Raw genomic sequence first — 24,911 nt, 5'->3', positions numbered from 1 at the left:
GGCGATAGGGTTCATCCGTGACCCAGCAGATCGTGAACCCCGACGAGATCGGCGCCCTGATCGACGACGGCGCCCTCACCGAGGCCGGCGACCTCCTCGCCACCCTGCACCACGGTGAGGTGGCGGGCATCCTCGACCGTCTCCCCCGGAAACGCCGCGGCGTCGCCTTCCGCCTGCTGCCCAAACCCACCGCGGTCGAGGTCTTCGACGACCTGACCGCCGTGTCGCAGGTCGACCTGATCGCCGATCTCGGCACCGCCGACGTCGCCGAGGCCTTCGACCACCTCGATCCCGACGACCGCGCCGAACTCCTGGACGAACTCCCGGCCGCCGTCGCCAAGGCCCTGGTCCAGCAGCTGACCCCGGACGAGCGTGAGATGACCGGTGTCGTCCTCGGTTTCCCGCGCGGGTCGGTGGGTCGCCGGATGAGCCCCGAGGTGGTGCACGCCTACGTCGACGACACCGCCGCGCTGGCCCTCGCCCGGGTCAAGGAGCGTGGCCACGAGGTGGAGACCATCTACACCGTCCCCGTGATCGGCGACGGCCGCGTGCTGGAGGGCGTCGTCAGCCTCCGTGACCTGCTGCTGAGTGACGCCGACACCCCGCTGTCGACGATGATGCACAAACCGATCGCCGCCTATGCCGACGACGACGCCGAGCTCACCGCGCAACGCTGTATCGACCGCGCGGTCCTGGCGATGCCGGTGACCGATCGCGAACGCCGACTCGTCGGGATGCTGACCATCGACGACGCCGCAGAGGTCGTCGAACAGGCCCGCGACACCGATGAGGCACGTGCCGGGGCGAGCGAGCCGCTGCGCGAGCCCTACCTGCTGGCGTCGGTGCTGTCGATCACCCGCGCCCGCATCGTCTGGCTGTTCGTACTGGCGATCTCGGCCATCCTGACCGTCAACGTGCTCGAGATCTTCGAGGGCACCTTGGAGCAGAAGGTGGCGCTGGCGCTGTTCATCCCGCTGCTCACCGGCATCGGCGGCAACACCGGGTCGCAGGCGGCCACCACGGTGACCCGCGCACTGGCCACCGGCGAGGCCGCACCGCGCGATGTGTTGCGGGTGGCCGGCAAGGAGGTCCGGGTGGGCCTGACCCTCGGTGCGATCCTCGGTATCGTCGGATTCACCGTCGCGAGCCTGGCCTATGAGCTCGAGATCGGCGCGGTGATCGGCCTGACGATCCTGTCGATCTGCACGATGGCGGCGACGGTCGGCGGCATGATGCCGCTGATCGCGAAGTCGATCCGGGTCGACCCGGCGGTGTTCTCCACCCCGTTCATCTCGACCTTCTGCGACGCGACCGGTCTGATCATCTACTTCATGATCGCCAAGGCGGTACTGGGTATCTGACGGTCGGAGTCGGTCGGGAACCCCGGGGCAGGGATTCGGCAGCGGGGAATCTCCGACCGGGTGCACGGCGTTGACCCCGATCGGTGGGTACGACCGTTTCGTGACCCCTGACGTGGGCCGAAGTTTTTGTTGGCCCAGGTGAGCGGGGAGTAACGTGGACGGTCAGCAGCCCACCGCGCAATCGTGCGTCAGCACCCTGTCTGATCGAGGAAGTCCATGCCAGCCCTGAGGTCCCGCACCACCACCGTCGGCCGCGAGGCGGCCGGAGCCCGCTCCCTGTGGCGTGCCACCGGTATGACCGACGACGATTTCGGCAAGCCGATCGTCGCCATCGCGAACTCCTACACCCAGTTCGTGCCCGGTCACGTGCACCTCAAGGACGTGGGCGAGATCGTCGCCGACGCGGTGCGGGCAGCCGGTGGCGTGCCGCGCGAATTCCACACGATCGCCGTCGACGACGGCATCGCGATGGGCCACAGCGGCATGCTGTACTCGCTGCCGAGCCGCGAGATCATCGCCGACTCCGTCGAGTACATGGTCAACGCCCACACCGCCGACGCACTGGTGTGTATCTCCAACTGCGACAAGATCACTCCCGGCATGCTCAATGCCGCGATGCGCCTGAACATCCCCACCGTGTTCGTGTCCGGCGGTCCGATGGAGGCCGGTAAGGCGGTCGTCGTCGACGGTGTCGCCCACGCTCCCACCGACCTGATCACCACCATCTCCGCCTCGGCCAACTCCGACGTCGACGACGACGGCCTGTCCGAGGTCGAGCGATCGGCGTGCCCGACCTGCGGTTCGTGCTCGGGCATGTTCACCGCGAACTCGATGAACTGCCTCACCGAGGCACTGGGTCTGGCCCTGCCGGGCAACGGTTCCACCCTGGCGACCCACGAGGCCCGCCACGCACTGTTCGAGCGTGCCGGCCGGGTCGTGGTGGAGGCCGCCACCCGCTGGTACCGCGACGACGATGCATCGGTGCTGCCGCGAAACATCGCCACCCCCACCGCTTTCCGCAACGCGATGGCGCTCGACGTCGCGATGGGCGGCTCCACCAACACGGTGCTGCACATCCTGGCCGCCGCCCAGGAGGGCGAGGTCGCCGACTTCGATCTGTCGGTGATCGATCAGATCAGTCGTCAGGTGCCGTGCCTGTCGAAGGTGTCACCCAACTCCGACTACCACATGGAAGACGTTCACCGTGCGGGTGGAATCCCCGCGATCCTGGGTGAACTGCGCCGCGGTGGCCTGATCGACGACACCGCGTCCACCGTCCACTCCGCCACCCTGGGTACGGGCCTCGACGACTGGGACATCCGCGGCGGCAAGGCCACCGATACCGCGTTCGAACTGTTCCACGCCGCCCCCGGTGGAGTGCGCACCACCACCCCGTTCTCCACCGCCAACCGCTGGAGTTCGCTCGACACCGACGCCGAGGGCGGATGCATCCGCGACATCGAGCACGCCTACACCGTCGAAGGCGGCCTGTGCGTGCTGCGCGGCAACCTCGCCGAAGACGGTGCGGTTCTGAAGACCGCGGGGATCAGCGAGGACCTGTGGCACTTCGAGGGTCCGGCCCGGGTCGTCGAGAGCCAGGAGGACGCCGTCCACGTCATCCTGTCGAAGACCCTGCAGGCCGGAGAGGTGCTCGTGGTCCGCTACGAGGGCCCGTCCGGCGGTCCGGGTATGCAGGAGATGCTGCACCCGACCGCCTTCATGAAGGGCACCGGCATGGGCAAGAAGTGTGGCTTGATCACCGATGGCCGGTTCTCCGGCGGATCCTCGGGGCTGTCGGTCGGCCACATCTCGCCCGAGGCCGCTGCCGGCGGCGTGATCGGCCTGATCGAGGACGGCGACCACATCCTGATCGACGTCAAGACCCGTCGTCTCGAGGTGCTGGTCGACGACGAGGTGCTCGCCGAGCGGCGCGCCAAGATGGAGGCCTCCGAGCGTCCGTGGGCCCCGAAGGACCGGCAGCGTCAGGTGTCGACCGCCCTGCGCGCCTACGCCAAACTCGCCACCTCCGCCGACAAGGGAGCTGTGCGCTCGGTCGACTGAGAACACACGGATACAGACCGGGGAATCCCGGCTGAGGCGTCCCGCGAGGGGTGCGCCTCGGCCGGGTTTCGTGGCGATCGGGGCAGTCACGCAGCCTGGAACGGGTTGGCGCCGTTGCACAGGATCCACACCGCGACCGCTGCGGCGATCCCGATGATCAGCCACGCGACCGACCCGAGGAAGGGGCGACGAGCCCACTTGCGGGTTCGGTCGAGCGAATAGGTGCCCGGACCGGTGAGGATCAGGGCTGCCGCGGCGACGAGCAGGAGCAGTTCGTACTCGACGCCTCCCGCCGCCGCGAAGAACTGGAACCCGCCCGACAGGGTGACCCGGTAGGTGGCGGCGAGCAGCATCACCGACACCAACGCGCTCGCACCGATCGGGGTGAGCAGACCGAGGATGACCAGCACACCGCCGGCGGTCTCCGACACCGCACCCACGATCGCGAGCACCCTGGTGTAGTCGGCGTCGAAGCCGATCGCCGGGTCGGCGGAGTTGGTGAGCATCGCCTGGAAGCCGTCGAGACCCGGCCCACCCCACCAGCCGAACAGTTTCTGCAGGCCGTGTGCCACGGCCACCACGCCGACGCCGAGCCGCAGGATCAGCAGGCCGAGATCGAGTGTGCCGCGCGGTGCCGTGGCGATGGCGGCCTCGTGCTGCCCGGTGTCGTCGGCATGGTCGGGGTGGACGCCGTGGCCGATGTCATCGCGGCGCGGCGCGGCGAGCTGCGATGTCGGCTCGCCGTCATCGACGTACTCGGGGTCGCCCGCGGTCAGTTCCATCGTCGGATGCGACTCGACGACCGGTTCGGCGGCGGTCGCCTCGTCGTCGGGGACAGGGTCGCGACGAGGCTTCGCCAGTTCCGGGAACGTGTCCTCCACCGATGGGATCGGTGTCGGCGGCTCACCCGGCGGTGTTGATCGTGACGGTTGGGCCGGCGTCGGGACGGTCGGGGCCTCGTCGGCGCCGGTGACCGGTGGCAGCGGCACAGGGTTGCGGGGCCGTCCGACCGGCGGCAGATCGAACTGGCGGGTCGCCACCTCGTCGGGATCGAGGTCGTCGATGTGATCGACCCGGGAAACGTGGTGACGGTCGTAGAAGCTGTCGCGGTCGTCGGCCGGCCGCGGCGGGACCGCGAACGCCTCGGTGGGCTCGTCGTAGGGACTCGACGGCCGGAAGTCGCCCCGGCCGCCACCGGACTGGTCGCGTTCACTCACACGACCGACTCTAGATGCCGGGCCCGGGGTGCCCGGCGATCGGCGCGCGGGCCACACTCGCCGATCGCCTACTGTGGTGGGCATGCGATTGGGGCGGCAGCACCATGGGCCGCGGGGCCGGACACCGTACCGACGTGGGTCATCCACGTCCGTCGTCCGCGCGCTGGCCGCAGGTGTGATGGTGGCGGCACTGGCATTCACCGCGGGCTGTGATTTCTCCCAGCAGGATCAGGATCGGGCCGCCGGACAGTTCAGTGCCAACGACGAGTCGATCGCCGTGCCGCAGAGCCAGCCCCCGCAGAGCCGACCCGGGGGTACGGAGTCGCAGGAACCTCCGCCACCGGGTCCCTGTGTCGATCCCGATCCCGCGGTCATCGCCACCTGCCTCGCCTCCACCGGTGGCGTCCGGGCGGGCGACGACCAGGGCGAGAGCACGATCGTCGCCGAACGCACCACCGGAAAGATCATCACCACCAAACGCTATGGGCCGCAACGGGTGGTGGCCACGTTCCCCGTGGACGCCTCCGGCGACGGCGGGTTGATCGACTTCGCCTACTCCCCCACCTACGATCAGGATCAGCTGATCTACGCACTGATCACCACCGCCTCGGACAATCGGGTGGTGCGGATCGCCCCGGGCGACGCACCCAAGCCGATCCTGACCGGAATCCCCAAGGGCGCCACCGGCAACATGGGCGCGTTGATGTTCGCCTCGCCCACCGAGCTCGTCGTCGCCACCGGCAACGCCGGTGACCCCGCCGCGGGCGCCGACCCGGCGTCGCTGGCGGGCAAGCTGCTCATGGTGACCGACCTGTCGTCGGGCTCCAACGCACGCCCCAAGGTCCTCGCGTCCGGGCTGGGATCCGACGTGGCGCTGTGCCCGAGTTCGACCGGCGCACTGTATGTCTCCGATCAGGGTCCCACCGAGGATCGCGTCCAGGCGGTCGAGGAGTCGGGTACCAAGGTGCTGTGGACGTGGCCGGATCGGCCGCAGATCGCCGGCTGCGCGGCCACCGGCGGACAGATCTTCGTCTCCACGACGCGGACCCAACAGATCCTCGCGATCAACGAGCCCACCCGGGACAAGCCGACGATCAACCCGCCGTCGGTGGTGCTGGACAAGCGGTATGGGGCCCTCGGCCGGATGACCGCACTGAGCAGCGGACTGATCCAGTTCGCCACGGTCAACCGGGCCTACGGCAAGCCGGTGAGCACCGACGATCGCGTGATCCGCTTCATCGCACCCCCGCCGTCGGAGGACCGTACCTGAGGCCTGGGCTCGCACCCGCCCGTTCACCGTGCACCCGATCCCGTTCACCGTGCACCCGATCCCGTTCACCGTGCACCCGATCCCGTCGACCGTGCACCCGATCGCGACGTGGTCGGATCGGGATGCGTCACCGTTCTCGCTCAGCCCGCGGGTTCCTTCGGCTCCGACGAGTCCAGGGCCGGTTCGGCGTCGGACAGTCCGGCATCCATCGCTTCGGGGTCCATCGCTTCGGGGTCCATCGCTTGGGGGCTGGTGAGTGCGTCGCGCAGCGAACGGATCTCGGCACGCAGTTCTCGGATCTCGGCCGCGGTCACCGCACGGTTGGCGTCGTCCTCCTCGGCCACACGCTGGACGATCCATGATGCGAGCGTCGCGGTGACCACACCGATGAGGCTGATCCCGCCGATCATCAACAGCACCGCCACCACCCGACCGGTCACCGACACCGGGGCGAAGTCGCCGTAGCCGACGGTGGTGACGGTGACGAACGACCACCACACCGCGTCACCGAAGCTGGTGATGACGGCGTCGGCGTGTGAGCGCTCCGACTCGTACACCGCCAGCGACGCGACGTAGATGAGCAGCACGGCGCTGGACACCGTGTAGACGATGACCTTCCCGCGGATGGCACCGCCGATCGCCTTCTGCAGGGTGCCCACCAGGATCACCAGACCGACCAGGCGGAGTGGCCGCAGGACCGGGAGCGCCACGATCGCCAGGTCCAGGAGGTGCCGGAAAAACCACCGTCCCCGCTGCGGCGCGAGCAGCAACCGCACGAGGTAGTCGAGGCCGAACGCCACCCACGAGACGATCACCACGACGTTCAGCGCGATCGCGACCGCGCGATGCGGATGGCCGAGCACCTGGATCGAATACGCCACCAGGAACAGGGTCGCGATCCCCGCCAGCGGCCACTCCACGTGTTTCTCCCACCCCGCCAACAGGTCTCGTCGGTCAGGTGCCGGTACCGTCATCGAACTCCTCCTTGCCGGTTGTCGGATCGACGGGATTCCATGGGCTGGTCGGCGAGCGACGGCCGCGTGGACCATCCACTCGGCCGGCGATCTCGGGTCAGGGTCTGTCGGTGACGGCGTCTCCCGGTCCGTGAGTGTCGGGAAACACCAACGGCGCCCACATCGATGTGGGCGCCGTGGCAGGTCGTCGGTGGATACCTACTGACACGCGGCCAGGACGAGCTCCTGGACGCGAGCCGGATCTGCTTGTCCGCGAGTGGCTTTCATGACGTCGCCGACGATCTTTCCGGCGGCCTTGACCTTTCCGCCGCGGATCTTCTCGACGATGTCGGGGTTGTTGGCGAGCGCCTCGTCGATGGCCTTCTGCAGGGCCGAGTCGTCGCGGACCACCTCCAGACCGCGGTCGGCGACGATCTGCTCGGGCTCACCCTCGCCGTCGAGGACGGCGGTGGCGACCTGCTGGGCCAGCTTGGTGGTCAGCTTGCCGGCATCGACGAGACCGATGACGGTGGCCACCTGCGCCGGCGAGATCGGCAGGTCGCCGAGCTCGACGCCGCGACTGTTGGCCTGCTGGGCCAGGAACGACACCCACCAGCCGCGGGCGGCCTCGGGCGACGCGCCGGCGTCGACGGTCGCGATGATCAGATCGACGGCGCCCACGTTCACCAGGTCGCGCATCACCTCGTCGGACACACCCCACTCCTGTTGGATGCGTGCACGACGCACCCACGGCAGCTCCGGCAGGGTGGTGCCGAGCTCGGCGATCCACTCCTGAGACGGCTGCACCGGCGGCAGGTCCGGTTCGGGGAAGTAACGGTAGTCCTCGGCGGTCTCCTTGCGGCGACCGGCCGAGGTGGTGCCGTCGGTCTCGTGGAAATGACGGGTCTCCTGGATGACCTCGCCACCGGCGGTGAGCAGCGCGGCCTGACGCCGCATCTCGTAGGTCACCGCGATCTCGACACTCTTCAGCGAGTTCACGTTCTTCGTCTCGGTGCGGGTACCGAACTCGCCGGCGTCCTTGGCCATCAGCGACAGATTGGCGTCACAGCGCAGCGAACCCTGATCCATTCGGACGTCGGAGACCTCCAGGGCCTTCAGCAGATCACGCAGGGCGCTCACATAGGCGCGGGCCACCTCCGGGGCACGTTCGCCCGCGCCGACGATCGGCTTGGTGACGATCTCCACCAGCGGTACCCCGGCGCGGTTGTAGTCGAGCAGGGAGTGATCGGCACCATGGATGCGTCCACTGCCACCGATGTGCAAGGACTTGCCGGTGTCCTCCTCCATGTGCGCGCGCTCGATGTCGACCCGCCAGGTGGTGCCGTCGGCGAGCTGTACGTCGAGGTATCCGTCGTAGGCGATCGGCTCGTCGTACTGCGAGATCTGGTAGTTCTTCGGCTGATCCGGGTAGAAGTAGTTCTTCCGGGCGAAGACACTCGACGGCCGGATCGAACAGTTCAGCGCCAGACCGATCCGGATGGCGTACTCGATGGCCTTCTGGTTGACGACGGGCAGCGACCCCGGCAGACCGATGCACACCGGGCACACCTGGGTGTTGGGATCGGCACCGAAGGCGGTCGGGCAGCCACAGAACATCTTGGTGGCCGTACCCAGTTCGACGTGGACCTCGAGCCCCATCACCGGATCGAATTCGGCGATGACCTGGTCGTAGTCCATCAACTCGGCGGCAGCGGCAGTCATGCGGTCCAGTTTATGCCGAGCACCCCGCACCCACCGCACGGGGACGCTCCGGCGACCCCGAGCCGGAGTTCAGGTGATATCCCCGGGTGAACCCCGATGCCACCGGCCGACGGCGCTCGTAGCGTCGGAGACGACCCGATCACAGCACCCCGCACCGGGCCCGCCCGACCGACAGGACCACCACGATGAGCACCTCCTATCAACCCACCTCGGCTCCCGCACGCCGGCTGACCCGATCACGCACGGACGCGTGGCTCGGCGGGGTGTGCGGCGGGATCGCCGCCCGCTACGGCTGGGACGCGAGCCTGGTCCGCGCCCTGTTCGTGGCGTCGATCCTGCTCCCCGGCCCACAGGTCCTGCTGTACCTGGTGCTGTGGCTGGTGATTCCACGCGAGGCGTGAGGCCGCTCAGCAGGGGGCAGGCATCACCCGAAGATGACCCGGATCTCCTGATACTGGTCGAGCGGCACCCGTTTGGGATCGGCGAGCGCCTCGTCGAAGGTGGTACGCACGATGTCGGTGCCGCGTAGTGCCACCATGTGTCCCCACTTCTTGTCGGCGACGAGATCGGCGGTCGCCATCCCGAGCCGGGTCGCGAGAACCCGGTCGAAGGCGGTCGGCACACCACCACGCTGGATGTGGCCGAGTACGGTGGCCCGCGCCTCGATACCCGTGCGCTCCTCGATCATCGGGGCGAGCACCTCGGCGATTCCGCCGAGCCGCGGCCGGTTGAAGCCGTCGAGGCCCTTGGTGGAATGTGCCTCGGCCATCTCGGGGAGCTTGAAGCCCTCGGCCACCACCACCATCGGTGACCGGCCACGGTTCTTCACGCTGGTCACCCAGGCGCAGATCTGGTTGATGCTCTCTGGCTGCTCCGGGATGAGGATGGCGTGTGCACCACCGGCGATCCCCGAGTGCAGGGCGATCCACCCGGCGTGACGGCCCATCACCTCCAGCACCATGCACCGCTTGTGCGAGTTGCCGGTGGTGCGCAGCCGGTCGATCGACTCGGTGGCGATCTCCACGGCCGTGTTGAAACCGAAGGTGTAGTCGGTGGCGTTGATGTCGTTGTCGATGGTCTTGGGCACACCGACGATCGGGATGCCGTCCTCGAGGAGACGCTTGGACGCCGACGCAGTGCCCTCCCCACCGATCGCGATGACACCGTCGATGCCGAGGTTCTTGAGCACCTTCTTGATGTTCTCCGGGCCGCCGTCGGGCTCGGAGTAGGGGCCGAATCGACTGGTGCCCAGGATCGTTCCGCCCTGGTTGGAAAGACCGCGGACCACCGTGCGGTCGAGATCGATGATGTCGCCGTAGACCAGCCCGTACCAGCCGTCGCGGAAACCGACGAACTCCTGGCCGTAGACCGTCTCCCCCTTGAGGACCGCACCGCGGATCACGGCGTTCAGGCCCGGGCAGTCACCCCCGGACGTCAGAATCCCGAATCGCTTCGCCATACCGTCGAACGCCTCCTGCCACCGTCGAAATCCACCATCATCGAGTGACCGACACGGGTCGGGGTTCAATCTAGTGGTGATGGGCCACTCGTGCCGGACGTGTCACTTCAACCCGTTCTCATAGGCGAAGACGACGGCCTGCGCCCGGTCGCGCAGCGAGAGCTTGCCGAGCATGCTGCTGACATGGGTCTTGACGGTCTGTTCGGCGACGAACAGCTCGGCCGCGATCTCCTGATTCGACTTGCCCTCGGCCACCAGGCCCAAGACCTCGCGCTCGCGGGGGGTGAGGTGTGTGGCGGCGCCGGAGGTCCGGACCGGCCGTGACCTGCGGTCGGTGACCTCCTGGATCAGCCGGCGGGTGATGGAGGGCGCGAGCAGCGCCTCCCCGGCCGCGACCACCCGCACCGCACGGACGAGCTCGTCGGCGGGAGCGTCTTTGAGCAAGAAGCCCGACGCCCCGATCCGCAGCGCCTCGTAGACGTAGTCGTCGATGTCGAAGGTGGTGAGCATCAACACCTTGGTCCGTCCCTGCGCACCGTCGGCGGGCGCGATGGCTGTGGCCGCCGACACCGAACCGAGGATCTGTTCGGCCGCCCACAGTCCGTCCTTGCGGGGCATCCGGACATCCATCAGGACCACATCGGGCCGGACCCGACGGCACAGGTCGACGGCCTCGACACCGTCGGCGGCATCGCCGAGAACCGAGATGTCGGGTTGCGCGGCCAACAGCGCGGAGAATCCCTGTCGGACCATGGCCTGGTCATCGACGACGACGAGCGTGATCGGCACGGTGCCACGTTACCGGGCGTCGTCGGCGATCGCGGCGGCCTCCACCCCCGACGGCGCGACCCCCGACGGCGCAACGCCCGACGGCGCAGTGGTCGGCGAACCGGCACCGGGCGGGATCGCGGCGGTGCCGACGCGTCCGGACGGAATCCACGCGCGCACGACGAATCCGCCGTCGCCGGCCGGTGTCGCGGTCAGGGTGCCGCCCACCGCACCGGCCCGATCGACCATCCCGGGCAGGCCCACCCCGGTCCCGCCGAGACCCAGCGGCGGTTCGGTTCCCGCCGCGTTGTACACCATCACCTGCGCCGCGGGATCGCCTGCGTTGGTGCGGTTGTCGGCGGCGAGCTCCACGGTGATCGCACCGCCCGGTGCGTGCCGGGTCGCGTTCGCCAGGGACTCCTGCACGATCCGATAGATCACCAACCCCGACGACTCACCGAAGGCGGCATGGTCGAGACCATCGGTGAAGGTGACCTGCGCACCCGCTCTGCGGGTCTGGTTGATCAGCGAATCGATATCGCCCAGACCGGGATTCGGGGCCGAGTTGATCGCCGATCCCTCCACCCGCAGCACACCGAGGAGCTGGCGCACCTCGTCGAGGGAGGTCCGCGCGGCGTCGGCGATGGCGTCGAATTCCTCGGCCGCGGAGTCGGACACGTCAGGTAGGCGGTAGCGGGCGGTCTGCGCCATCACCACCACCATCGACATGCGATGGGCGACGACGTCGTGCAGGTCGCGGGCGATCCGGGTGCGCTCGGCCAGGACCGCGGCGGTCGACTCGGCGACCCGGGTCTCCTCGGTCTGCACGGCGAGCTGACGTCGGGAGAACAGCAATCCGCGCAGCAGTCCGGTGACCACCGCGAGTGCGGTCAGCCCGAACGCCCACCCGAACCGCGCCTCGGCCGGCGCCGACAGCACCATCACCGCCACCGAGCACACCCACCAGGGCAACAGCAGGCGCAGTGGGCACCGCAGGAAGGCCATGAACGTCAGGATCAGGAAGGCGATGATGTGGGTGACCTGGATCTGCCACGGCCATCCGTTGGCGGTGGGTGTCACCACCCCGATCACCAGCGCCGACACCGCCGACACCGTCCAGGCCGGCAACGGTGCCACCCAGGCGAAGGCCAGCGGTACCGATGCCGGCGCGGCCATCACCGGCATCACGTAGGCCGGCACCGCGTGCGTGATCGACATGGTTCCCCACGACACGATGAACAACACCGTGGCGAAGACGAGGAAGAACCAGTTCAACGGCGATCGCAGGTAGGCCCGGACCCCGGGATGCCGGGCCAGCGGGGTGTCCCGCAGTTCCTCCGACACCGCATGCCACCCGGCCCGCGTGATTCGTCGCAACATCTCACATCACCTCGCGGTCCACGCTAGGCGGCGACCCGCCCGAAGTCCTCATACTCCAGAGGGAGATCCGGGGTCATACCCCGGTCCCGGTCGGGCGCGCCGGCCCCGGTCGGCGGAGTGGGGTGTGAACCGATCGCGCGGCCGATGTGGGTGGGTACGGGCCGTTCCTAGCGTCGGATACATGTCCACGACAGCCGATCCCACACCCGCCCGGTCCGCGACCTTCGATCTCCGATTTCCTGATCTTCCAAGGGGTTTCACCCTGCACGGCGGACTGCGTCGCACCGCATGGATCGCCCTGGGAGCACTCATCGTGATCGCCCATGCGTGGCTGGCCACGCCGGCGCGGGGCGCGTCGGGTTCCCCCACCCTGGCCACGCACCCCGGCGAGGCGTCGCCGGCCGCCCACACGGTGCAGGTCCTGACCGGACCGGATCCGGCGGCGACCCTCGCCTCGCTGCCCGCCGACTTCGACGTGGTGATGGGCTATCGGCCGAGGACGGCCGACGGATACCCCATCGATCCCGACGGCGACTGCTCGTCACCGGTCCCGATGCCGGAACGCTTCGAACCGTTGTGCCGCACACACGACTTCGGCTACGACCTGCTGCGCTACGCCGAACGCACCGGGCACCCGCTGGCCGGGTGGGCACGGCTGGCGATCGACGGGATGCTGGTCGCACGGATGCACGCCGCCTGCGACGGTCTGCTCTGTTCGATGGCCGCCGAGACCGCCCGGATCGGTCTGGCCGTCAACACCTGGCGGCAGTACGACGGTCCACCTGCGCCGTCGGAGGACGCCGGGGACATCACCGCGTCGATGCTGGTCCGGGTGACCACCGCGGTGACCGGCCGATCGGCGGTGGCGTGATGCGGCAGGTCACGCCGGGATCATCCGAACACCGCACGGCTGCACCACATCCCGCGGTGACCGTGGCGGCGACCGCCGCCGCCCTGACCGCCGTGGCACCCTCGGGTCTCCCCCGGGGCGTGGTGACCGAGGCGGTGGTGGTGGCCGCGCTGGTCGCCCTGGGCACGGCGATCGCGGTGTTCGCCGTGCGCCATCGGCCGCGGTCAGGCCGTTCCGGCCGACTCGCCGCGAGCCTGGCACTGCCCCTGGTGACGGCCGCGGTGGTCGGGAACGCCCTGTGGCAGAACCTGGTCCGCGCCGACCTCGGAACCGGAGGGGTCGGCGCGGAGTACCCCGCCGCCGTCCTGGCCGCGGCGGTCGGGGCATTCGGCGTCATCGTGTGGATGCCGCGTCCCGCGCTGGCGGCCGGGATGATCGCCGGCGCGGTGGTGGCCGGGTCGCTCGCCGTGCCCGGGCAGTCCGCTGCGGCGACGGTCCATCGTGCGCCCATCCCGGACGACGGGAATCTGTCTGCTGCGGCGACACAACTCGTCGATGCCTGGGTCCGTGACGGTGGCCTGGACCGGTCTGCGGTGGTCATCGCGGTACCCACCGGATCCGGCTGGGTCGATGCGACCGCCGTCGCGGGAATCGACGCCCGGTTCGGTGGCGACGTCGAGATCCTCACCCTGCCGTATGCGTCGACGACGTCGTGGCGGGCATTCGTGACCGATCCGGGCGCCGCGGCGCGCAGTGCGATCGCACTCTTCGATGCCGTGGCCGACGCCGTCGGGCAGCGTCCCGGCGCCGACCGACCTCAGATCCACCTCTATGGGCAGAGTCTGGGGGCCCTCGGTGCCGACCGCACCCGGGAATGGGCCGAACGCCACCGTGCGGGGATGATGGCCGGAACGCTGTTGGCCGGGGTCCCGGCCGACACGGTGGCGCGGGTCTCTGCGACACCGCGGACGGTGCTGGCCAATCCGTCCGACCCGGTGACGCGCTGGTCGGTCGCCTCGCTGTGGCGTCCGCCGAGCCGCCCCGACGACACCCGGACGGTGGGGCGTGCCGCACACACCCCACCGTGGCTCCCGGTGGTGTCGTTCGTGCAGACCTCGGTCGACCTGCTGACCTCCCTCGACGGCGCGGCCGGGACCGGCCATCGCTACGGGACCGAGCAGGGCGACCTACCGAGGGTCGGCGGCCGCGACGAGGCCGGTCAGCCGATCGGACCGCGGGCCGCCTCGTAGGCGGCACCGACGCGATAGAGCCGATCGTCGGCAAGGGCGGGGGCCATGATCTGCAGACCGACCGGCAGCCCGTCGTCGGCGGACAGACCCGACGGCACCGACATCGCGGCCACACCGGCGAGGTTGACCGGCAGGGTGCACAGGTCGAACAGGTACATCGCGAGCGGATCGTCGACCTTTTCACCGAGCGGGAACGCGGTGGTCGGGGTGGTCGGCGACACCAGCACGTCGACACCGGCGAACGCGGCGGCGAAGTCACGGGCGATCAGCGTGCGGACCTTCTGTGCCTGGCCGTAGTAGGCGTCGTAGTAGCCCGACGACAACGCATAGGTTCCGATCATGATGCGGCGCTTGACCTCCGGGCCGAATCCGGCCTCGCGGGTCAGGGCCATGACCTCGTCGGCAGAATGGTTGCCGTCGTCTCCGACGCGCAGGCCGTAGCGCATGGCGTCGAAGCGGGCGAGGTTGCTCGAGACCTCGCTGGGCAGGATCAGGTAGTACGCACCGAGGGCGTAGGTGAAGTTCGGGCACGACACCTCGACCACCTCGGCCCCGCGGGCGGTGAGCTCGGCGACGGCCTGCTCGAACGATGCGAGCACACCCGCCTGGTAGCCCTCGCCCTGCAGTTCCTTGACCACGCCGATCCGCACACCGGCGAGGTCACCGGTCGCGCCGGTCCGGGCGGCGCCCACGACGTCGGGCACCGGCGCGTCGACGGAGGTGGAGTCACGCGGGTCGTAGCCGGCGATCACCTCGTGCAGCAGTGCGGTGTCGAGCACGGTGCGACCACACGGACCACCCTGGTCGAGCGACGACGCACATGCGACGAGGCCGTACCGCGAGACGGTGCCGTAGGTGGGCTTCACGCCGACGGTGGCGGTGACCGCGGCCGGCTGGCGGATCGAGCCGCCGGTGTCGGTGCCGATCGCCAGCGGCGCCTGATACGACGCGAGCGCCGCCGCACTACCGCCGCCGGAGCCGCCGGGAATCCTGGTGGTGTCCCACGGATTCCGGGTCACCTGGTAGGCGGAGTTCTCGGTGGAGCTGCCCATCGCGAACTCGTCCATGTTGGTCTTGCCGAGGATCGGGATACCCGCGGCACGCAGCTTCTGGGTGACCGTCGAGTCGTACGGCGCAACCCAGCCCTCGAGGATCCTCGATCCACAGGTGGTCGGCGCGTCGGTGGTGGTGAAGATGTCCTTGAGCGCCAGCGGCACACCGGCGAGCTTCGACGGCGCCCGGCCTGCGGCGATCGCGTCGTCGGCGGCCTTCGCGGCGACCAGCGCCTCGGAGCCGCTGACGTGCAGGAACGCACCGAGCTCGCCGTCGACCTCGGCGATCCGGTCGAGGTGGGCCTGGGTGACCTCGACCGACGACAGCTCGCGCGCGGCGATCTTGCCGGCGAGCTCGGCCGCGGTCAGACCGGTGACCTCGTTGGCGGTGCGGGTGCTCACTGCTCTTCTCCCAGGATCTGCGGGACCTCGAAGCGGTCCTGATCGACGGCCGGGGCGCCGGAGAGCGCCTGCTCGGTGGTCAGGCCGGGAACCACCTCGTCGGCGCGCAGCACGTTGGCCAGCTCGGCCGGGTGCGCTGTGGGCGGGACGTCGTCGGCGGCGACCTCGGAGATCTGCGCGACGTGGGCGAGGATCGAATCCAGCTGTCCGGCATAGACGTCGAGTTCGTCGTCGCGCAGCGCCAGCCGCGACAACCGCGCCAGATGCGCGACCTCGGCCCGCGTGATCGCGGACCCGGAGTCTCCTGACATGTCGATCGTGTCCTTTCTGACCTGCTCGTCTGGCCTGCTCGCACACCGTCGGCCGCCCATCGCAGCGGAAGTCCATTCCTTGCCGAGTACGACGCGGCCGCGACCACCGTGGACGACCGGAGTGCCCGGGCGGCGACCCCGTCAAGCCTAGGCGATGCGTCGGCGTCGCCGATGGGTGGGCACGGGGCCACCATCGACGACGCGGACCTCACCGCTCCTGCAGCGTGTAGAACTCCAGTGCGATGTTGTCGGGGTCCCGGAACGAGACCACCGATCCCCAGGTGGCGGCCGCGATCGGCGAATGCGGCACATCGTGGCGGTCGAGCACCGCGATCCATCCGTGCAGGGCGTCGGGACCGGGCACCGCGAAGGACACGTGGTCGAGGCCGATCCGCCGCTCGTCGAACCTGTCCCCGGCCGAGTCACCCGGGTCGCGATCGTGTTCGACGAAGCTCAGTGAGAAGGCATCGGGACGGCGCATCAGGGCCTTGCGCATGCCGTCGACCTCGGCGCGTCCGACGACGCGAAACCCCAGGACCCGCGCATACCAGTCCAGGCTCGCGTCCAGATCGGAGACGGACAGGGTCAGATGGTGCAGCCCGGCGAGCGGCGTGTCCGGTGCGAAAGTTCCCACGGACGCCTAGCGTAGGGCTCCGTGATCATCGTCACCACCAATGACATCCCCGGTTCCCGGATCGTCCACGTCTACGGCGAGTGCTTCGGGTTGACCGTCCGATCCCGTCACCTCGGCTCCAACATCGGCGCCGGCTTCAAGGCGATGGCCGGCGGCGAGCTCAAGGGCATCACCAACCTGCTGCACGAATGCCGGCAGGAGGCGCTGTCCCGGCTGGCCGCCGAAGCCCAGCGGGTGGGCGCCAACGCCGTGGTCGCCTTCCGATTCGAGACCACCGAATACGGCGGCACCGGCGTCGAGGTGTGCGCGTACGGGACCGCGGTCGGCATCGAGCCGCTCGGTGCCCCGCAGGGACCGCACTGAGCAGCTGACCCGCCCCGGTGCGACAATGGCCGTCGTGTCGTACCTCCTTCGGGTCTATCTCCAGGACCGGCCGGGCAGCCTCGGTCTGCTCGCCGTCCAGCTCGGTTCGGTCGGCGCCGACATCCTGTCCCTCGAGGTGGTCGAACGCGGCGATGGCTATGCGGTCGACGATCTCGTGGTGGAAGTCGCGCCCGGGTCGTTGCCCGATGCCCTGATCACCGCCGCCGAGAAGGTCAAGGGTGTGCGGGTGGATTCGATCCGGCCGTACGCCGGCGTCCTCGACACCCATCGCGAGCTCGAACTCGTCGATCAGGTGGCCACCGCCGGCGACGACCGGCTGCAGGTTCTCGTCGACAACGCCCCACGCGTGCTGCGTGTCTCGTGGGCCACGGTGATCACCGATGCCGCCGGCGGGGTCCTGCAGTTGTTCGGGAGTTCGGGTGCCCCCGAGACCCAGCTGACCACCGTCGACTGGCTGCCACTCGCACGCGCGGTCCAACTCGATCCCGAGGCCGACTGGGTGCCCGAGACCTGGCAGGACATGGACACCCGGCTGGCGGCGGCACCGCTGGTCGACGGCGCCAAGGCGATCCTGCTCGGCCGGATCGGTGGACCCGACTTCCGGCCGTCGGAGATCGCGCGTCTGGGCTACCTCGCCGGGATCGTCAGCACGGTGCTGCGCGCCGAGAACTGACCTTCCCGGGAACGACCGCCCCTTGTCCCGCGCCGACACCCGGCGGGACAATGCGCAGATGACCACGATCACCCTGGTCCGCGGCGACATCACCGAGCAGAGCGTCGACGCCATCGTCAACGCCGCGAACTCCTCGTTGCTCGGCGGCGGGGGTGTCGACGGCGCGATCCACCGCCGGGGCGGTCCGGCCGTTCTCGCCGAATGCCGGCACCTGCGGGAGACCCGATATGCCGACGGGCTGCCACCGGGTGATGCCGTCGCGACCAGCGCCGGTGATCTCGATGCCCGCTGGGTGATCCACACCGTGGGTCCGGTGTTCTCCGCATCCGACGACCGCTCGGCCACACTGGTGTCGTGTTACCGGCGGTCGCTGCGGGTGGCCGACGAACTCGGCGCCCGGTCGGTGGCGTTCCCGGCCATCTCCACCGGGGTGTACGGCTGGCCGATCGATGACGGCGCACGGATCGCCGTCGAGACCGTCCGCGCCACACCCACATCGGTCACCGACGTCCGGTTCGTCCTGTTCGACGAGCGGGCGTTCCGCGCGTTCGTCGTGGTGGTCGACTGAACGCCGTCCGGCGGGGAGCGCCTCCTCGGCGGTGAACTCCCTTGTCGAGGAACGTCATTCGCGAATGGTCATGCGAGCGATCTTCTCACCGTCGACGGTGAAGGTGAAGGTCGACGGTCCGTTGAAGCCGTCACCGCCGACCGTGGCGACGACCACCACGTCGCCGCCGGTCGCGCTCACCGATGTCACCTCGAGGGTGACGTTCTTGCCGAGGTACTCGGCGTCGCTCCAGCGGGTGATGGCCGCGGGCCCGCCGAAGACCCGACCCCAGTCGTCGACGGCACCGTCGGGGGTGAAGGAACCCAGGAAGGCCTGCAGGTCACCGGCATTGGTGGCGTCGATCGACGCCCGGACGGGTTCGGGAAGTGATGTGGTCATGACAATGGTCTCCGTTCCGGTCAGCGGTCTCCGTTCCGGGTCAGCGGGTGGTGTAGCCACCGTTGGCGAACAGGGTCTGCCCGGTGATCCAGTGTCCCTCGGTGGCGAGGAAGGTGACGATCGGTGCGATGTCCTCGATTCGGGTCAGGCGGTTGCCCATCGCCTGTGACTTGTGGAACTCGACGCGTTCGGGGGTCTCCTGAGGATAGAAGAAGGGGGTGTCCATGGGGCCGGGTGCGACCGCGGTCACCGAGATGCCGCGCGGCGCGAACTCCTTGGCCGCAGCGCGGGTAAAGTGCTCGACCGGGCTCTTGGCGCCCGCATAGGTGGCATACCCGTCGGTGAAGGCGGCCAGCAGCGAGGTGACGATGGTGATCGCCGATCCGTTGTCGGACAGCTGCTTTCCCGCCTCCTGCAGGAAGAAGAAGGCCGCCTTGGCGTTGATGTCGAACATCGCGTCGTAGTCGGCCTCGCTGGTCTCGACGATCGGGGTGCGCAGCACCTTGCCGACGGTGTTGACCGCGATGTCCACCGCACCGAAGGCCGCGACCGCCTCGTCGAACAAAGCGGCGACGGCGGCGGGTCGGGTGAGGTCGCCGGCCACTGCGATCGCGCGACCGCCCGCCGCCTCGATCTCGGCGACCGTCTTCTCGGCGTCAGGACGCGAGGTCTCGCCGTGGTGATGGACGACGACCGCGGCGCCGAGCGCAGCGAGATCGCGCGAGATCAGGCCGCCGAGGTTCTTCGCTCCTGCCGCGACCACCGCGGTCTTGCCGTGCAGGTCACGCGGGGTGGCCCGGGGTGCCGTGGGGTTTGTTGCCGTGGGGTTTGTTGCCGTGGACTCGGCCATGTCTTGGTCCTTTCCGGTTCGTGGGAGTCGGCAGTGGACGGTGGTCGGAAAGACTCCGCCGACTCGGGCACCGGTCGTTGGGTGCTTCACGTCCGAGGCTACGAACCGAAAAGATCAAATTCCAACGAAACGTTTGGCACTAACATCAAGTACTGTTTGTGCATGCCGGATTCCGCCCTGGGCTCCTACCCCCTCCCCGACATCCGTCGACTCGAGCAGTTCGTCGCAGTTGCCGAATCACCCACCCTCGCCGTCGCCGCGCAACAGCTGTACGTGACCCAGCAGGCACTGTCGACCGCCGTACGCCGACTGGAATCCGAGCTCGGGGTGACCCTGTTCAACCGGCAGAATCGGGGACTGCACCTGACCGCAGCCGGGGAGGAACTCCTGCGCAGCGCCCGGCCTCTGCTCACCGGTGCGCGACATCTGACGAGGGCGGTGCGCGAGGCCGACGCCGACTCCACGCATGCCTTCGTCGTCGGCCACTCCCCTGCACTCTCCGGCGCCGAGGTGTTCCTGCTCCTCGAGCGCTCGATCGGTGGCCACCCCACACAACCGGTGACCGCCCGCCCAGCATTCCCTAGCACCTTCGTCGACGAACTACACAGTGGCACAATCGATCTCGTACTTCGACGCGGGGTGGACACTCCGGAGGGACTGACCTCGGCGGTGATCTCGTACCAGGAGCTGCGCCTCGCCGTCGCCGCCGACCACCCGTTGGCCACCCCGGATCGGATCGCGATGTCCGATCTCGCCGGGCACCCGCTGATCGTGTGGGCTCCCGAGCGGCACTCGTTCTACACCGACTTCCTCGTCGCCCACTGCCGCCGTTCCGGTTTCGAGCCGGAACTACGCATCAACCGGGTACAGGGCACCCCACCGACCACCGCGGTTCTCGTCGATCCGGACGCCTGCGCGTTCGTGACCGCCCCGGCCGGCCCGGTCCATGGCGGCCGGGTGGTGGTCAAGGAGTTCACCGACCCGCCGCTGTCCCCGATCCAGGCGTTGTGGCTGCCGCACACGGTGTCGGATTTCCGCACCGCAGTGCTCAATTCGCCTCCGGCTCGCCTGTCTCCAGAAGGTGCTTGAACGCGTCCTCGTCGAGGATCGGTACCCCGAGCTGTTCGGCCTTGGCGGCCTTGCTGCCCGGGGCGTCGCCCACCACCACGTAGTCGGTCTTCTTGGAGACCGAGCCCGAGGCCTTGCCGCCCCGCACCAGGATGGCCTCCTTGGCGCCGTCGCGGGAGAAGTCCTGCAGGGATCCGGTGACCACGATGGTCTTGCCCTCCAGCGTGCGCACGATCGACTCGTCGCGCTGGTCGGCCATCGACACCCCGGCCGCGCGCCACTTCTCGACGATCTCGCGATGCCAGTCGACGGTGAACCAGTCCGAGATACTCTGCGCCAGAGTCGCGCCCAGCCCCTCGACCTGGGCCAGATCCTCGGCGCTCGCCTCCTCGATGGCCTGCAGTGACCCGAATTCGGTGGCGAGGGCACGCGCTGCGGTCGGCCCGACGTGCCGGATCGACAACCCCACCAGGACCCGCCAGAGCGGAACCTCTTTGGCCTTGCCCAGATTGGCCAGCAGGCGTCTGCCGTTGGCCGAGAGCGCACCGGCCTTGGTGGTGAACAGGTCGGTCTTGACCAGGTCGTCGGCGGTCAGCGAGAACAGGTCGCCCTCGTTGGTGATCACCCCTGCCGAAAGAAGCGCAGTGGCCGCCTCGTAGCCGAGCGCCTCGATGTCGAAGGAGCCTCGACCGGCGAGGTGGAACAGGCGCTCCCGCAGCTGTGCCGGGCAGGATTCCTGGTTGGGGCAACGGATGTCGACGTCGCTGTCCTTCTCCGGACGCAGCGGCGCCCCACATTCCGGACAGTTCGTCGGCATCTCGAAGGCGTGCTCGCTGCCATTGCGCAGGTCGACGACGGGGCCGAGTACCTCGGGGATCACGTCACCGGCCTTGCGGATCGTCACCGTGTCGCCGATCAGCACACCCTTGCGTTTGACCTCCGAGCCGTTGTGCAGGGTGGCACGGGCGACGGTCGACCCGGCGACGAGCACCGGCGCGAGCACCGCATATGGGGTGACGCGCCCGGTGCGCCCGACCCCCACCTCGATGCCGAGGAGCTCGGTGGTGACCTCCTCGGGCGGGTACTTGTAGGCGATCGCCCAGCGTGGTGCCCGCGAGGTGGCGCCGAGCCGTCGTTGCAACCCGAAGTCGTCGACCTTCACCACGATGCCGTCGATCTCGTGCTCGACGTCATGGCGGTGCTCGCCCCAGTGGTCGATCTTCTCGAGGATCGCGGCGGCGCCGGTCAGCTTGCTGGTGTGCGACGACACCGGCAGACCCCACTCGCCGAGCGCCAGGTACGCGTCGTGCAGCGACCTCGGCCGCCAGCCCTCGGTGTGGCCGATGCCATGGCAGATCATCCGCAGCCGGCGACGCGCGGTGACCTGGGGGTTCTTCTGGCGGAGAGAGCCGGCGGCAGAGTTGCGCGGGTTGGCGAACGGCGGTTTGCCGTCCTCCACCAAGGAGGCGTTGAGCGCTTCGAAATCCTCCACCCGGAAGAACACCTCGCCCCGCACCTCGAGAACATGTGGGACGGGGTAGGTGTCGGTGCCGGTCAGCCGGGCCGGGACGTCTTCGATGGTGCGGGCGTTGAGCGTCACGTCCTCACCGGTGCGCCCGTCGCCGCGGGTGGTGGCGTGGTCGAGGACACCGTCGATGTAGACCAGCGCCAGGGCGACACCGTCGATCTTGAGTTCACATAAGTACTCGACGCCGCCGATCTCGTCCTCCACCCGCGACACCCATGTGCGCATCTCGTCGGCGTCGAAGACGTTGTCCAGCGACAGCATTCGTTCGAGATGGTCGACCGGGGTGAAGGCCGTGGAGAATCCGCCGCCGACCAGTTTGGTCGGCGAGTCCGGCGTCGCCAGCCCGGGATTGTCGTCCTCGAGTTCCTGCAGATCACGCAGCAGGTGGTCGAACTCGCCGTCGGAGATGGTCGGCGCGTCCTTGACGTAGTAGCGGAACTGGTGTTCGCGGATCTCGGTGGCCAGCTCGTTCCACCGCTCACGGATCGGTGCGGGGACCTCCGCGGCCTCATCGGGGGTGCCGCTCACGGCCGGATCGCTGTCTTCTGCCACGCCCCTCAGGTTAACGAAGGGTCACGACAGTTCCCCGGCCGGTGAGCAGACCCGTCAGGTGATCTCGGGGATGATCTTGTCGGCGAAGAGGGTGGCACCGGCCTCGTCGTAGGCGAGGTCGACGAAGTTCGTGATCGCGTAGGCGAGTCCGAGGTCGGCGACCTGGGTGAGTCGCTCGGTGATCTGCTCGACGGTCCCGACCAGCCAGCCGCCCCGAAGTGTCTCGGAGAACCGCTGTGCGGCCTCGGCGGGGACCAACCGCCGGTAGTGGGCGTCGATCCAGTCGAGTTTGTCGGCGACGTCCTGCTCGGTCTCGCCGATCACCACGTTGTAGTTCGCCGACCGGATGATCTCGCCGAAGTCGCGTCCGAGGTCTTTGGCGTGCTCGGCGAGAATCGCCGACTTGTGGGCGAATCCGTCGGGGGTGCCGTCGAAGTTGGTGTACTGGGCGTACTTTGCGGCGATCCGCAGGGTTTTGCGTTCACCACCACCGGCGATCCACAGCGGGATTCCGTTCTCCTGCAACGGCAGCGGTCGCACAATCGCGCCGTCGACCTGATAGATGTCGCCGTCGAGGGTGGCCGTGCCGTCCCGCCACGCCTGACGGAAGATCTGCACGCCCTCGTCGAGTGCCTTCAACCGCTCCCCCGCCGAGGGGAAGCCGTATCCGTAGGCCCGCCATTCGTGCTCGTACCAGCCTGCGCCGATGCCCATCTCGACGCGGCCGCCGGAGACGTGGTCGACGGTCGCGGCCACCTTGGCCAGATACGCCGGATTGCGATAGGCCATGCACGTACACATCTGGCCGAGCCGGACGCGGTCGGTCGTCGCCGCGAACGCCGACATCAGCGTCCACGCCTCGTGCGTGGCCTCGGTGGTGGGTGCGGGCACAGTGTGGAAGTGGTCGTACACCCACAGCGACGTCCACGGTCCGGCGTCGGCGGCCTGCGCCAGTCGTCTCATCAGTGGCCACTGCTCGGCGGCGTCCACGCCGACGAGGTCGAGCCGCCAGCCCTGCGGTATGAAGATCCCGAAGTCCATCCCACCCACGTTATCGGCAATCGGGTCTTCGTAGGGCTCCTCACAATCATCGGGAGTCGAACTATCCTCGGTCACATGCCGCATCCGATCATGTTCGACGACGCCGATCCGTTCCTGATCCGTGTGCGCGAGCTCGCCCTTGCCCTGCCCGACACCACCGAGGTCGTCGCCCACGGCCGACCCACCTTCCGCTGCGGCAAGATGTTCGGCAACTACGGCGGCGGCGAGAAGGGCGGCGAGCGGCACGACCAGTCGTTGCTGTTCATCCCCGACACCGCCGAGCGCGAGGCCCTGATGGCCGACCCCCGGTTCTTCCTCCCCGCTTACCTCGGCCCCTACGGCTGGTTGGGCATCCTGCTCGACGACGACACCGACTGGGTCGAGGTGTCGGAGCTCTTGGATGCCAGCTTCCGACACGTCGCACCGAGGCGGTCGATTGCCAAGTTGGATACACCCTGATCGAATAACAGTCGCCGCCGAGACCTCCCGCCCCGCCATTGAAGACCCTGTTGCGCTTGGTGATCGAGCCGACGAGGAGCGACCGCCAAGACCCGACATCTCACCACCGAAAGCCCTTGTCTGCACGATGATTGAGCCGACGAGGAGCGCAGCGACAAGTCGTGTCGAAATCTCCGTCGGCCGACAACGCCACGCAACCACCGGTGCACAACCGACCGGGCGCGACCGCCAAGACCCGACAACCTGATGTCGAACACCCACGCGTGCACGATGATTGAGTCGGCGAGGAACGACCGCCATGCCTGATGTTCTGATGTCGAAGGCCGTTGAGTGCACGGTGATCGAGCCGACGAAGAGCGAAGCGACAAGTCGTAACGAAATCTCCGCCGGCCGAGTTCGGGAGTCGGCCACCCATGCACAACCGACCGAGCACACCTCATAGACCGACCCTCTGATGTCGAACACCCACGCGTACACGATGATCGAGCCGACGAGGAGCGAGCGACAAGTCGTGTCGAAATCTCCGCCGGCCGAGTTCGGGAGTCGGCCACCCATGCACAACCGACCGAGCACACCACATAGACCGACCCCCTGATGTCGAAAGCCCACGCGTGCACGATGATTGAGCCGACGAGGAGCGAGCGACAAGTCGTGTCGAAATCTCCGCCGGCCGAGTTCGGGAGTCGGCCACCCATGCACAACCGACCGAGCACACCACAA

Annotated in this window: 24 protein-coding genes; 11 read left to right on the top strand and 13 right to left on the bottom strand. The window is 68.8% G+C overall.

All coding sequences use genetic code 11. The annotated features are described in order from the left end of the window. Positions 1-17: 17 nt before the first annotated feature. Together mgtE and ilvD are read left to right on the top strand one after the other, a co-directional pair. Positions 18-1,361 (top strand): magnesium transporter, encoded by a 1,344-nt coding sequence (gene mgtE, locus ACWDUA_RS07815; RefSeq protein ID WP_449750448.1) that lies wholly within the window; start codon positions 18-20, stop codon positions 1,359-1,361. Between the two features lie 216 nt (positions 1,362-1,577). Then, entirely contained in the window at positions 1,578-3,422 is a 1,845-nt protein-coding gene (ilvD, locus tag ACWDUA_RS07810) for a dihydroxy-acid dehydratase (RefSeq protein ID WP_449750447.1), read from the top strand. Positions 3,423-3,508: 86 nt separating this feature from the next. On the opposite strand, the gene ACWDUA_RS07805 is transcribed toward ilvD, so the two are convergent. Further along, complete coding sequence (locus ACWDUA_RS07805; protein ID WP_449750446.1) at positions 3,509-4,639, bottom strand: DoxX family membrane protein; 1,131 nt, start codon at positions 4,637-4,639, stop codon at positions 3,509-3,511. 178 nt (positions 4,640-4,817) lie between these two features. Here ACWDUA_RS07805 and ACWDUA_RS07800 point away from each other — a divergent pair, with 178 nt between their 5' ends. Further along, positions 4,818-5,909, top strand: coding sequence for a PQQ-dependent sugar dehydrogenase (locus ACWDUA_RS07800; RefSeq protein WP_449750445.1), 1,092 nt, complete (start codon positions 4,818-4,820; stop codon positions 5,907-5,909). Between the two features lie 140 nt (positions 5,910-6,049). Here the strand turns inward: ACWDUA_RS07800 and ACWDUA_RS07795 are convergent, their stop codons facing one another. Next, a complete protein-coding gene (locus ACWDUA_RS07795; protein ID WP_449750444.1) occupies positions 6,050-6,883 on the bottom strand; it encodes a potassium channel family protein in 834 nt (277 codons plus the stop codon). 198 nt (positions 6,884-7,081) lie between these two features. Next, positions 7,082-8,584 (bottom strand): Asp-tRNA(Asn)/Glu-tRNA(Gln) amidotransferase subunit GatB, encoded by a 1,503-nt coding sequence (gatB, locus tag ACWDUA_RS07790; protein ID WP_449750443.1) that lies wholly within the window; start codon positions 8,582-8,584, stop codon positions 7,082-7,084. Between the two features lie 185 nt (positions 8,585-8,769). Here gatB and ACWDUA_RS07785 point away from each other — a divergent pair, with 185 nt between their 5' ends. Next, positions 8,770-8,985: a PspC domain-containing protein gene (locus ACWDUA_RS07785; RefSeq protein ID WP_449750442.1), complete on the top strand. Its 216-nt coding sequence runs from the start codon at positions 8,770-8,772 to the stop codon at positions 8,983-8,985. A gap of 23 nt (positions 8,986-9,008) precedes the next feature. On the opposite strand, the gene ACWDUA_RS07780 is transcribed toward ACWDUA_RS07785, so the two are convergent. The 3 genes from ACWDUA_RS07780 to ACWDUA_RS07770 all read right to left on the bottom strand — a co-directional run bounded on the left by ACWDUA_RS07780 (position 9,009) and on the right by ACWDUA_RS07770 (position 12,191). Beyond that, positions 9,009-10,043 carry a 6-phosphofructokinase gene (locus ACWDUA_RS07780; protein ID WP_449750441.1) on the bottom strand — a complete coding sequence of 345 codons (1,035 nt, stop codon included), beginning with the start codon at positions 10,041-10,043 and terminating at the stop codon, positions 9,009-9,011. Positions 10,044-10,145: 102 nt separating this feature from the next. Then, complete coding sequence (locus ACWDUA_RS07775; RefSeq protein WP_449750440.1) at positions 10,146-10,832, bottom strand: LuxR C-terminal-related transcriptional regulator; 687 nt, start codon at positions 10,830-10,832, stop codon at positions 10,146-10,148. Between the two features lie 9 nt (positions 10,833-10,841). Then, positions 10,842-12,191, bottom strand: coding sequence for a sensor histidine kinase (locus tag ACWDUA_RS07770; protein WP_449750439.1), 1,350 nt, complete (start codon positions 12,189-12,191; stop codon positions 10,842-10,844). A gap of 181 nt (positions 12,192-12,372) precedes the next feature. Here ACWDUA_RS07770 and ACWDUA_RS07765 point away from each other — a divergent pair, with 181 nt between their 5' ends. Both ACWDUA_RS07765 and ACWDUA_RS07760 read left to right on the top strand, forming a co-directional pair. Beyond that, on the top strand, positions 12,373-13,062 hold the full coding sequence (locus ACWDUA_RS07765; protein ID WP_449750438.1) for a hypothetical protein: 690 nt from the start codon (positions 12,373-12,375) through the stop codon (positions 13,060-13,062). Beyond that, complete coding sequence (locus ACWDUA_RS07760; protein WP_449750437.1) at positions 13,062-14,291, top strand: alpha/beta-hydrolase family protein; 1,230 nt, start codon at positions 13,062-13,064, stop codon at positions 14,289-14,291. Before ACWDUA_RS07765 ends, ACWDUA_RS07760 begins: the two co-directional genes overlap by 1 nt. Here ACWDUA_RS07760 and gatA read toward each other — a convergent pair. The 3 genes from gatA to ACWDUA_RS07745 form a co-directional block, all read right to left on the bottom strand. After that, entirely contained in the window at positions 14,261-15,745 is a 1,485-nt protein-coding gene (gene gatA / locus ACWDUA_RS07755; protein ID WP_449750436.1) for an Asp-tRNA(Asn)/Glu-tRNA(Gln) amidotransferase subunit GatA, read from the bottom strand. The genes ACWDUA_RS07760 and gatA overlap by 31 nt on opposite strands. After that, entirely contained in the window at positions 15,742-16,056 is a 315-nt protein-coding gene (gatC, locus tag ACWDUA_RS07750) for an Asp-tRNA(Asn)/Glu-tRNA(Gln) amidotransferase subunit GatC (protein WP_449750435.1), read from the bottom strand. The genes gatA and gatC overlap by 4 nt, the downstream gene beginning before the upstream one ends. A gap of 208 nt (positions 16,057-16,264) precedes the next feature. Next, positions 16,265-16,690 (bottom strand): VOC family protein, encoded by a 426-nt coding sequence (locus tag ACWDUA_RS07745; protein ID WP_449750434.1) that lies wholly within the window; start codon positions 16,688-16,690, stop codon positions 16,265-16,267. Between the two features lie 21 nt (positions 16,691-16,711). Here ACWDUA_RS07745 and ACWDUA_RS07740 point away from each other — a divergent pair, with 21 nt between their 5' ends. The 3 genes from ACWDUA_RS07740 to ACWDUA_RS07730 are packed head-to-tail and all read left to right on the top strand — an operon-like array spanning position 16,712 to position 18,315. Beyond that, a complete protein-coding gene (locus tag ACWDUA_RS07740; RefSeq protein WP_449750433.1) occupies positions 16,712-17,053 on the top strand; it encodes a YbjQ family protein in 342 nt (113 codons plus the stop codon). A 25-nt stretch (positions 17,054-17,078) separates the two neighbouring features. Continuing rightward, positions 17,079-17,747 (top strand): amino acid-binding protein, encoded by a 669-nt coding sequence (locus ACWDUA_RS07735; RefSeq protein ID WP_449750432.1) that lies wholly within the window; start codon positions 17,079-17,081, stop codon positions 17,745-17,747. A 58-nt stretch (positions 17,748-17,805) separates the two neighbouring features. Continuing rightward, a complete protein-coding gene (locus ACWDUA_RS07730; protein ID WP_449750431.1) occupies positions 17,806-18,315 on the top strand; it encodes an O-acetyl-ADP-ribose deacetylase in 510 nt (169 codons plus the stop codon). A 54-nt stretch (positions 18,316-18,369) separates the two neighbouring features. On the opposite strand, the gene ACWDUA_RS07725 is transcribed toward ACWDUA_RS07730, so the two are convergent. Both ACWDUA_RS07725 and ACWDUA_RS07720 read right to left on the bottom strand, forming a co-directional pair. Then, positions 18,370-18,693 carry a nuclear transport factor 2 family protein gene (locus tag ACWDUA_RS07725; protein ID WP_449750430.1) on the bottom strand — a complete coding sequence of 108 codons (324 nt, stop codon included), beginning with the start codon at positions 18,691-18,693 and terminating at the stop codon, positions 18,370-18,372. A 40-nt stretch (positions 18,694-18,733) separates the two neighbouring features. Beyond that, complete coding sequence (locus tag ACWDUA_RS07720; RefSeq protein WP_449750429.1) at positions 18,734-19,543, bottom strand: SDR family oxidoreductase; 810 nt, start codon at positions 19,541-19,543, stop codon at positions 18,734-18,736. Between the two features lie 162 nt (positions 19,544-19,705). Here ACWDUA_RS07720 and ACWDUA_RS07715 point away from each other — a divergent pair, with 162 nt between their 5' ends. Continuing rightward, positions 19,706-20,632, top strand: coding sequence for a LysR family transcriptional regulator (locus ACWDUA_RS07715; protein WP_449750428.1), 927 nt, complete (start codon positions 19,706-19,708; stop codon positions 20,630-20,632). Here the strand turns inward: ACWDUA_RS07715 and ligA are convergent. After that, positions 20,592-22,667: an NAD-dependent DNA ligase LigA gene (ligA, locus tag ACWDUA_RS07710; protein ID WP_449750536.1), complete on the bottom strand. Its 2,076-nt coding sequence runs from the start codon at positions 22,665-22,667 to the stop codon at positions 20,592-20,594. The two genes, ACWDUA_RS07715 and ligA, sit on opposite strands and share 41 nt — an antisense overlap. A gap of 78 nt (positions 22,668-22,745) precedes the next feature. Further along, entirely contained in the window at positions 22,746-23,732 is a 987-nt protein-coding gene (locus ACWDUA_RS07705; protein ID WP_449750427.1) for an LLM class F420-dependent oxidoreductase, read from the bottom strand. A gap of 75 nt (positions 23,733-23,807) precedes the next feature. On the opposite strand from ACWDUA_RS07705, the gene ACWDUA_RS07700 reads away from it, so the two are divergent. Next, on the top strand, positions 23,808-24,191 hold the full coding sequence (locus ACWDUA_RS07700) for an MmcQ/YjbR family DNA-binding protein (RefSeq protein WP_449750426.1): 384 nt from the start codon (positions 23,808-23,810) through the stop codon (positions 24,189-24,191). Positions 24,192-24,911: the final 720 nt, after the last annotated feature.

The sequence above is a fragment of the Gordonia sp. NPDC003376 genome, from assembly GCF_053589235.1.
This window is presented reverse-complemented; position numbering and strand designations above follow the sequence as displayed.

Coding starts and splice junctions, on each gene's coding strand:
- ACWDUA_RS07725 (WP_449750430.1), bottom strand. CDS start 18,693: ATGACCACATCACTTCCCGAACCCGTCCGGGCGTCGATCGACGCCACC.
- ACWDUA_RS07800 (WP_449750445.1), top strand. CDS start 4,818: ATGGTGGCGGCACTGGCATTCACCGCGGGCTGTGATTTCTCCCAGCAG.
- gatC (WP_449750435.1), bottom strand. CDS start 16,056: ATGTCAGGAGACTCCGGGTCCGCGATCACGCGGGCCGAGGTCGCGCAT.
- ACWDUA_RS07735 (WP_449750432.1), top strand. CDS start 17,079: ATGGCCGTCGTGTCGTACCTCCTTCGGGTCTATCTCCAGGACCGGCCG.
- ilvD (WP_449750447.1), top strand. CDS start 1,578: ATGCCAGCCCTGAGGTCCCGCACCACCACCGTCGGCCGCGAGGCGGCC.
- ACWDUA_RS07785 (WP_449750442.1), top strand. CDS start 8,770: ATGAGCACCTCCTATCAACCCACCTCGGCTCCCGCACGCCGGCTGACC.
- ACWDUA_RS07700 (WP_449750426.1), top strand. CDS start 23,808: ATGCCGCATCCGATCATGTTCGACGACGCCGATCCGTTCCTGATCCGT.
- ACWDUA_RS07730 (WP_449750431.1), top strand. CDS start 17,806: ATGACCACGATCACCCTGGTCCGCGGCGACATCACCGAGCAGAGCGTC.
- gatB (WP_449750443.1), bottom strand. CDS start 8,584: ATGACTGCCGCTGCCGCCGAGTTGATGGACTACGACCAGGTCATCGCC.
- ACWDUA_RS07715 (WP_449750428.1), top strand. CDS start 19,706: ATGCCGGATTCCGCCCTGGGCTCCTACCCCCTCCCCGACATCCGTCGA.
- ACWDUA_RS07770 (WP_449750439.1), bottom strand. CDS start 12,191: ATGTTGCGACGAATCACGCGGGCCGGGTGGCATGCGGTGTCGGAGGAA.
- ACWDUA_RS07795 (WP_449750444.1), bottom strand. CDS start 6,883: ATGACGGTACCGGCACCTGACCGACGAGACCTGTTGGCGGGGTGGGAG.
- ACWDUA_RS07765 (WP_449750438.1), top strand. CDS start 12,373: ATGTCCACGACAGCCGATCCCACACCCGCCCGGTCCGCGACCTTCGAT.
- ACWDUA_RS07705 (WP_449750427.1), bottom strand. CDS start 23,732: ATGGACTTCGGGATCTTCATACCGCAGGGCTGGCGGCTCGACCTCGTC.
- ACWDUA_RS07780 (WP_449750441.1), bottom strand. CDS start 10,043: ATGGCGAAGCGATTCGGGATTCTGACGTCCGGGGGTGACTGCCCGGGC.
- ACWDUA_RS07760 (WP_449750437.1), top strand. CDS start 13,062: ATGCGGCAGGTCACGCCGGGATCATCCGAACACCGCACGGCTGCACCA.
- ACWDUA_RS07720 (WP_449750429.1), bottom strand. CDS start 19,543: ATGGCCGAGTCCACGGCAACAAACCCCACGGCAACAAACCCCACGGCA.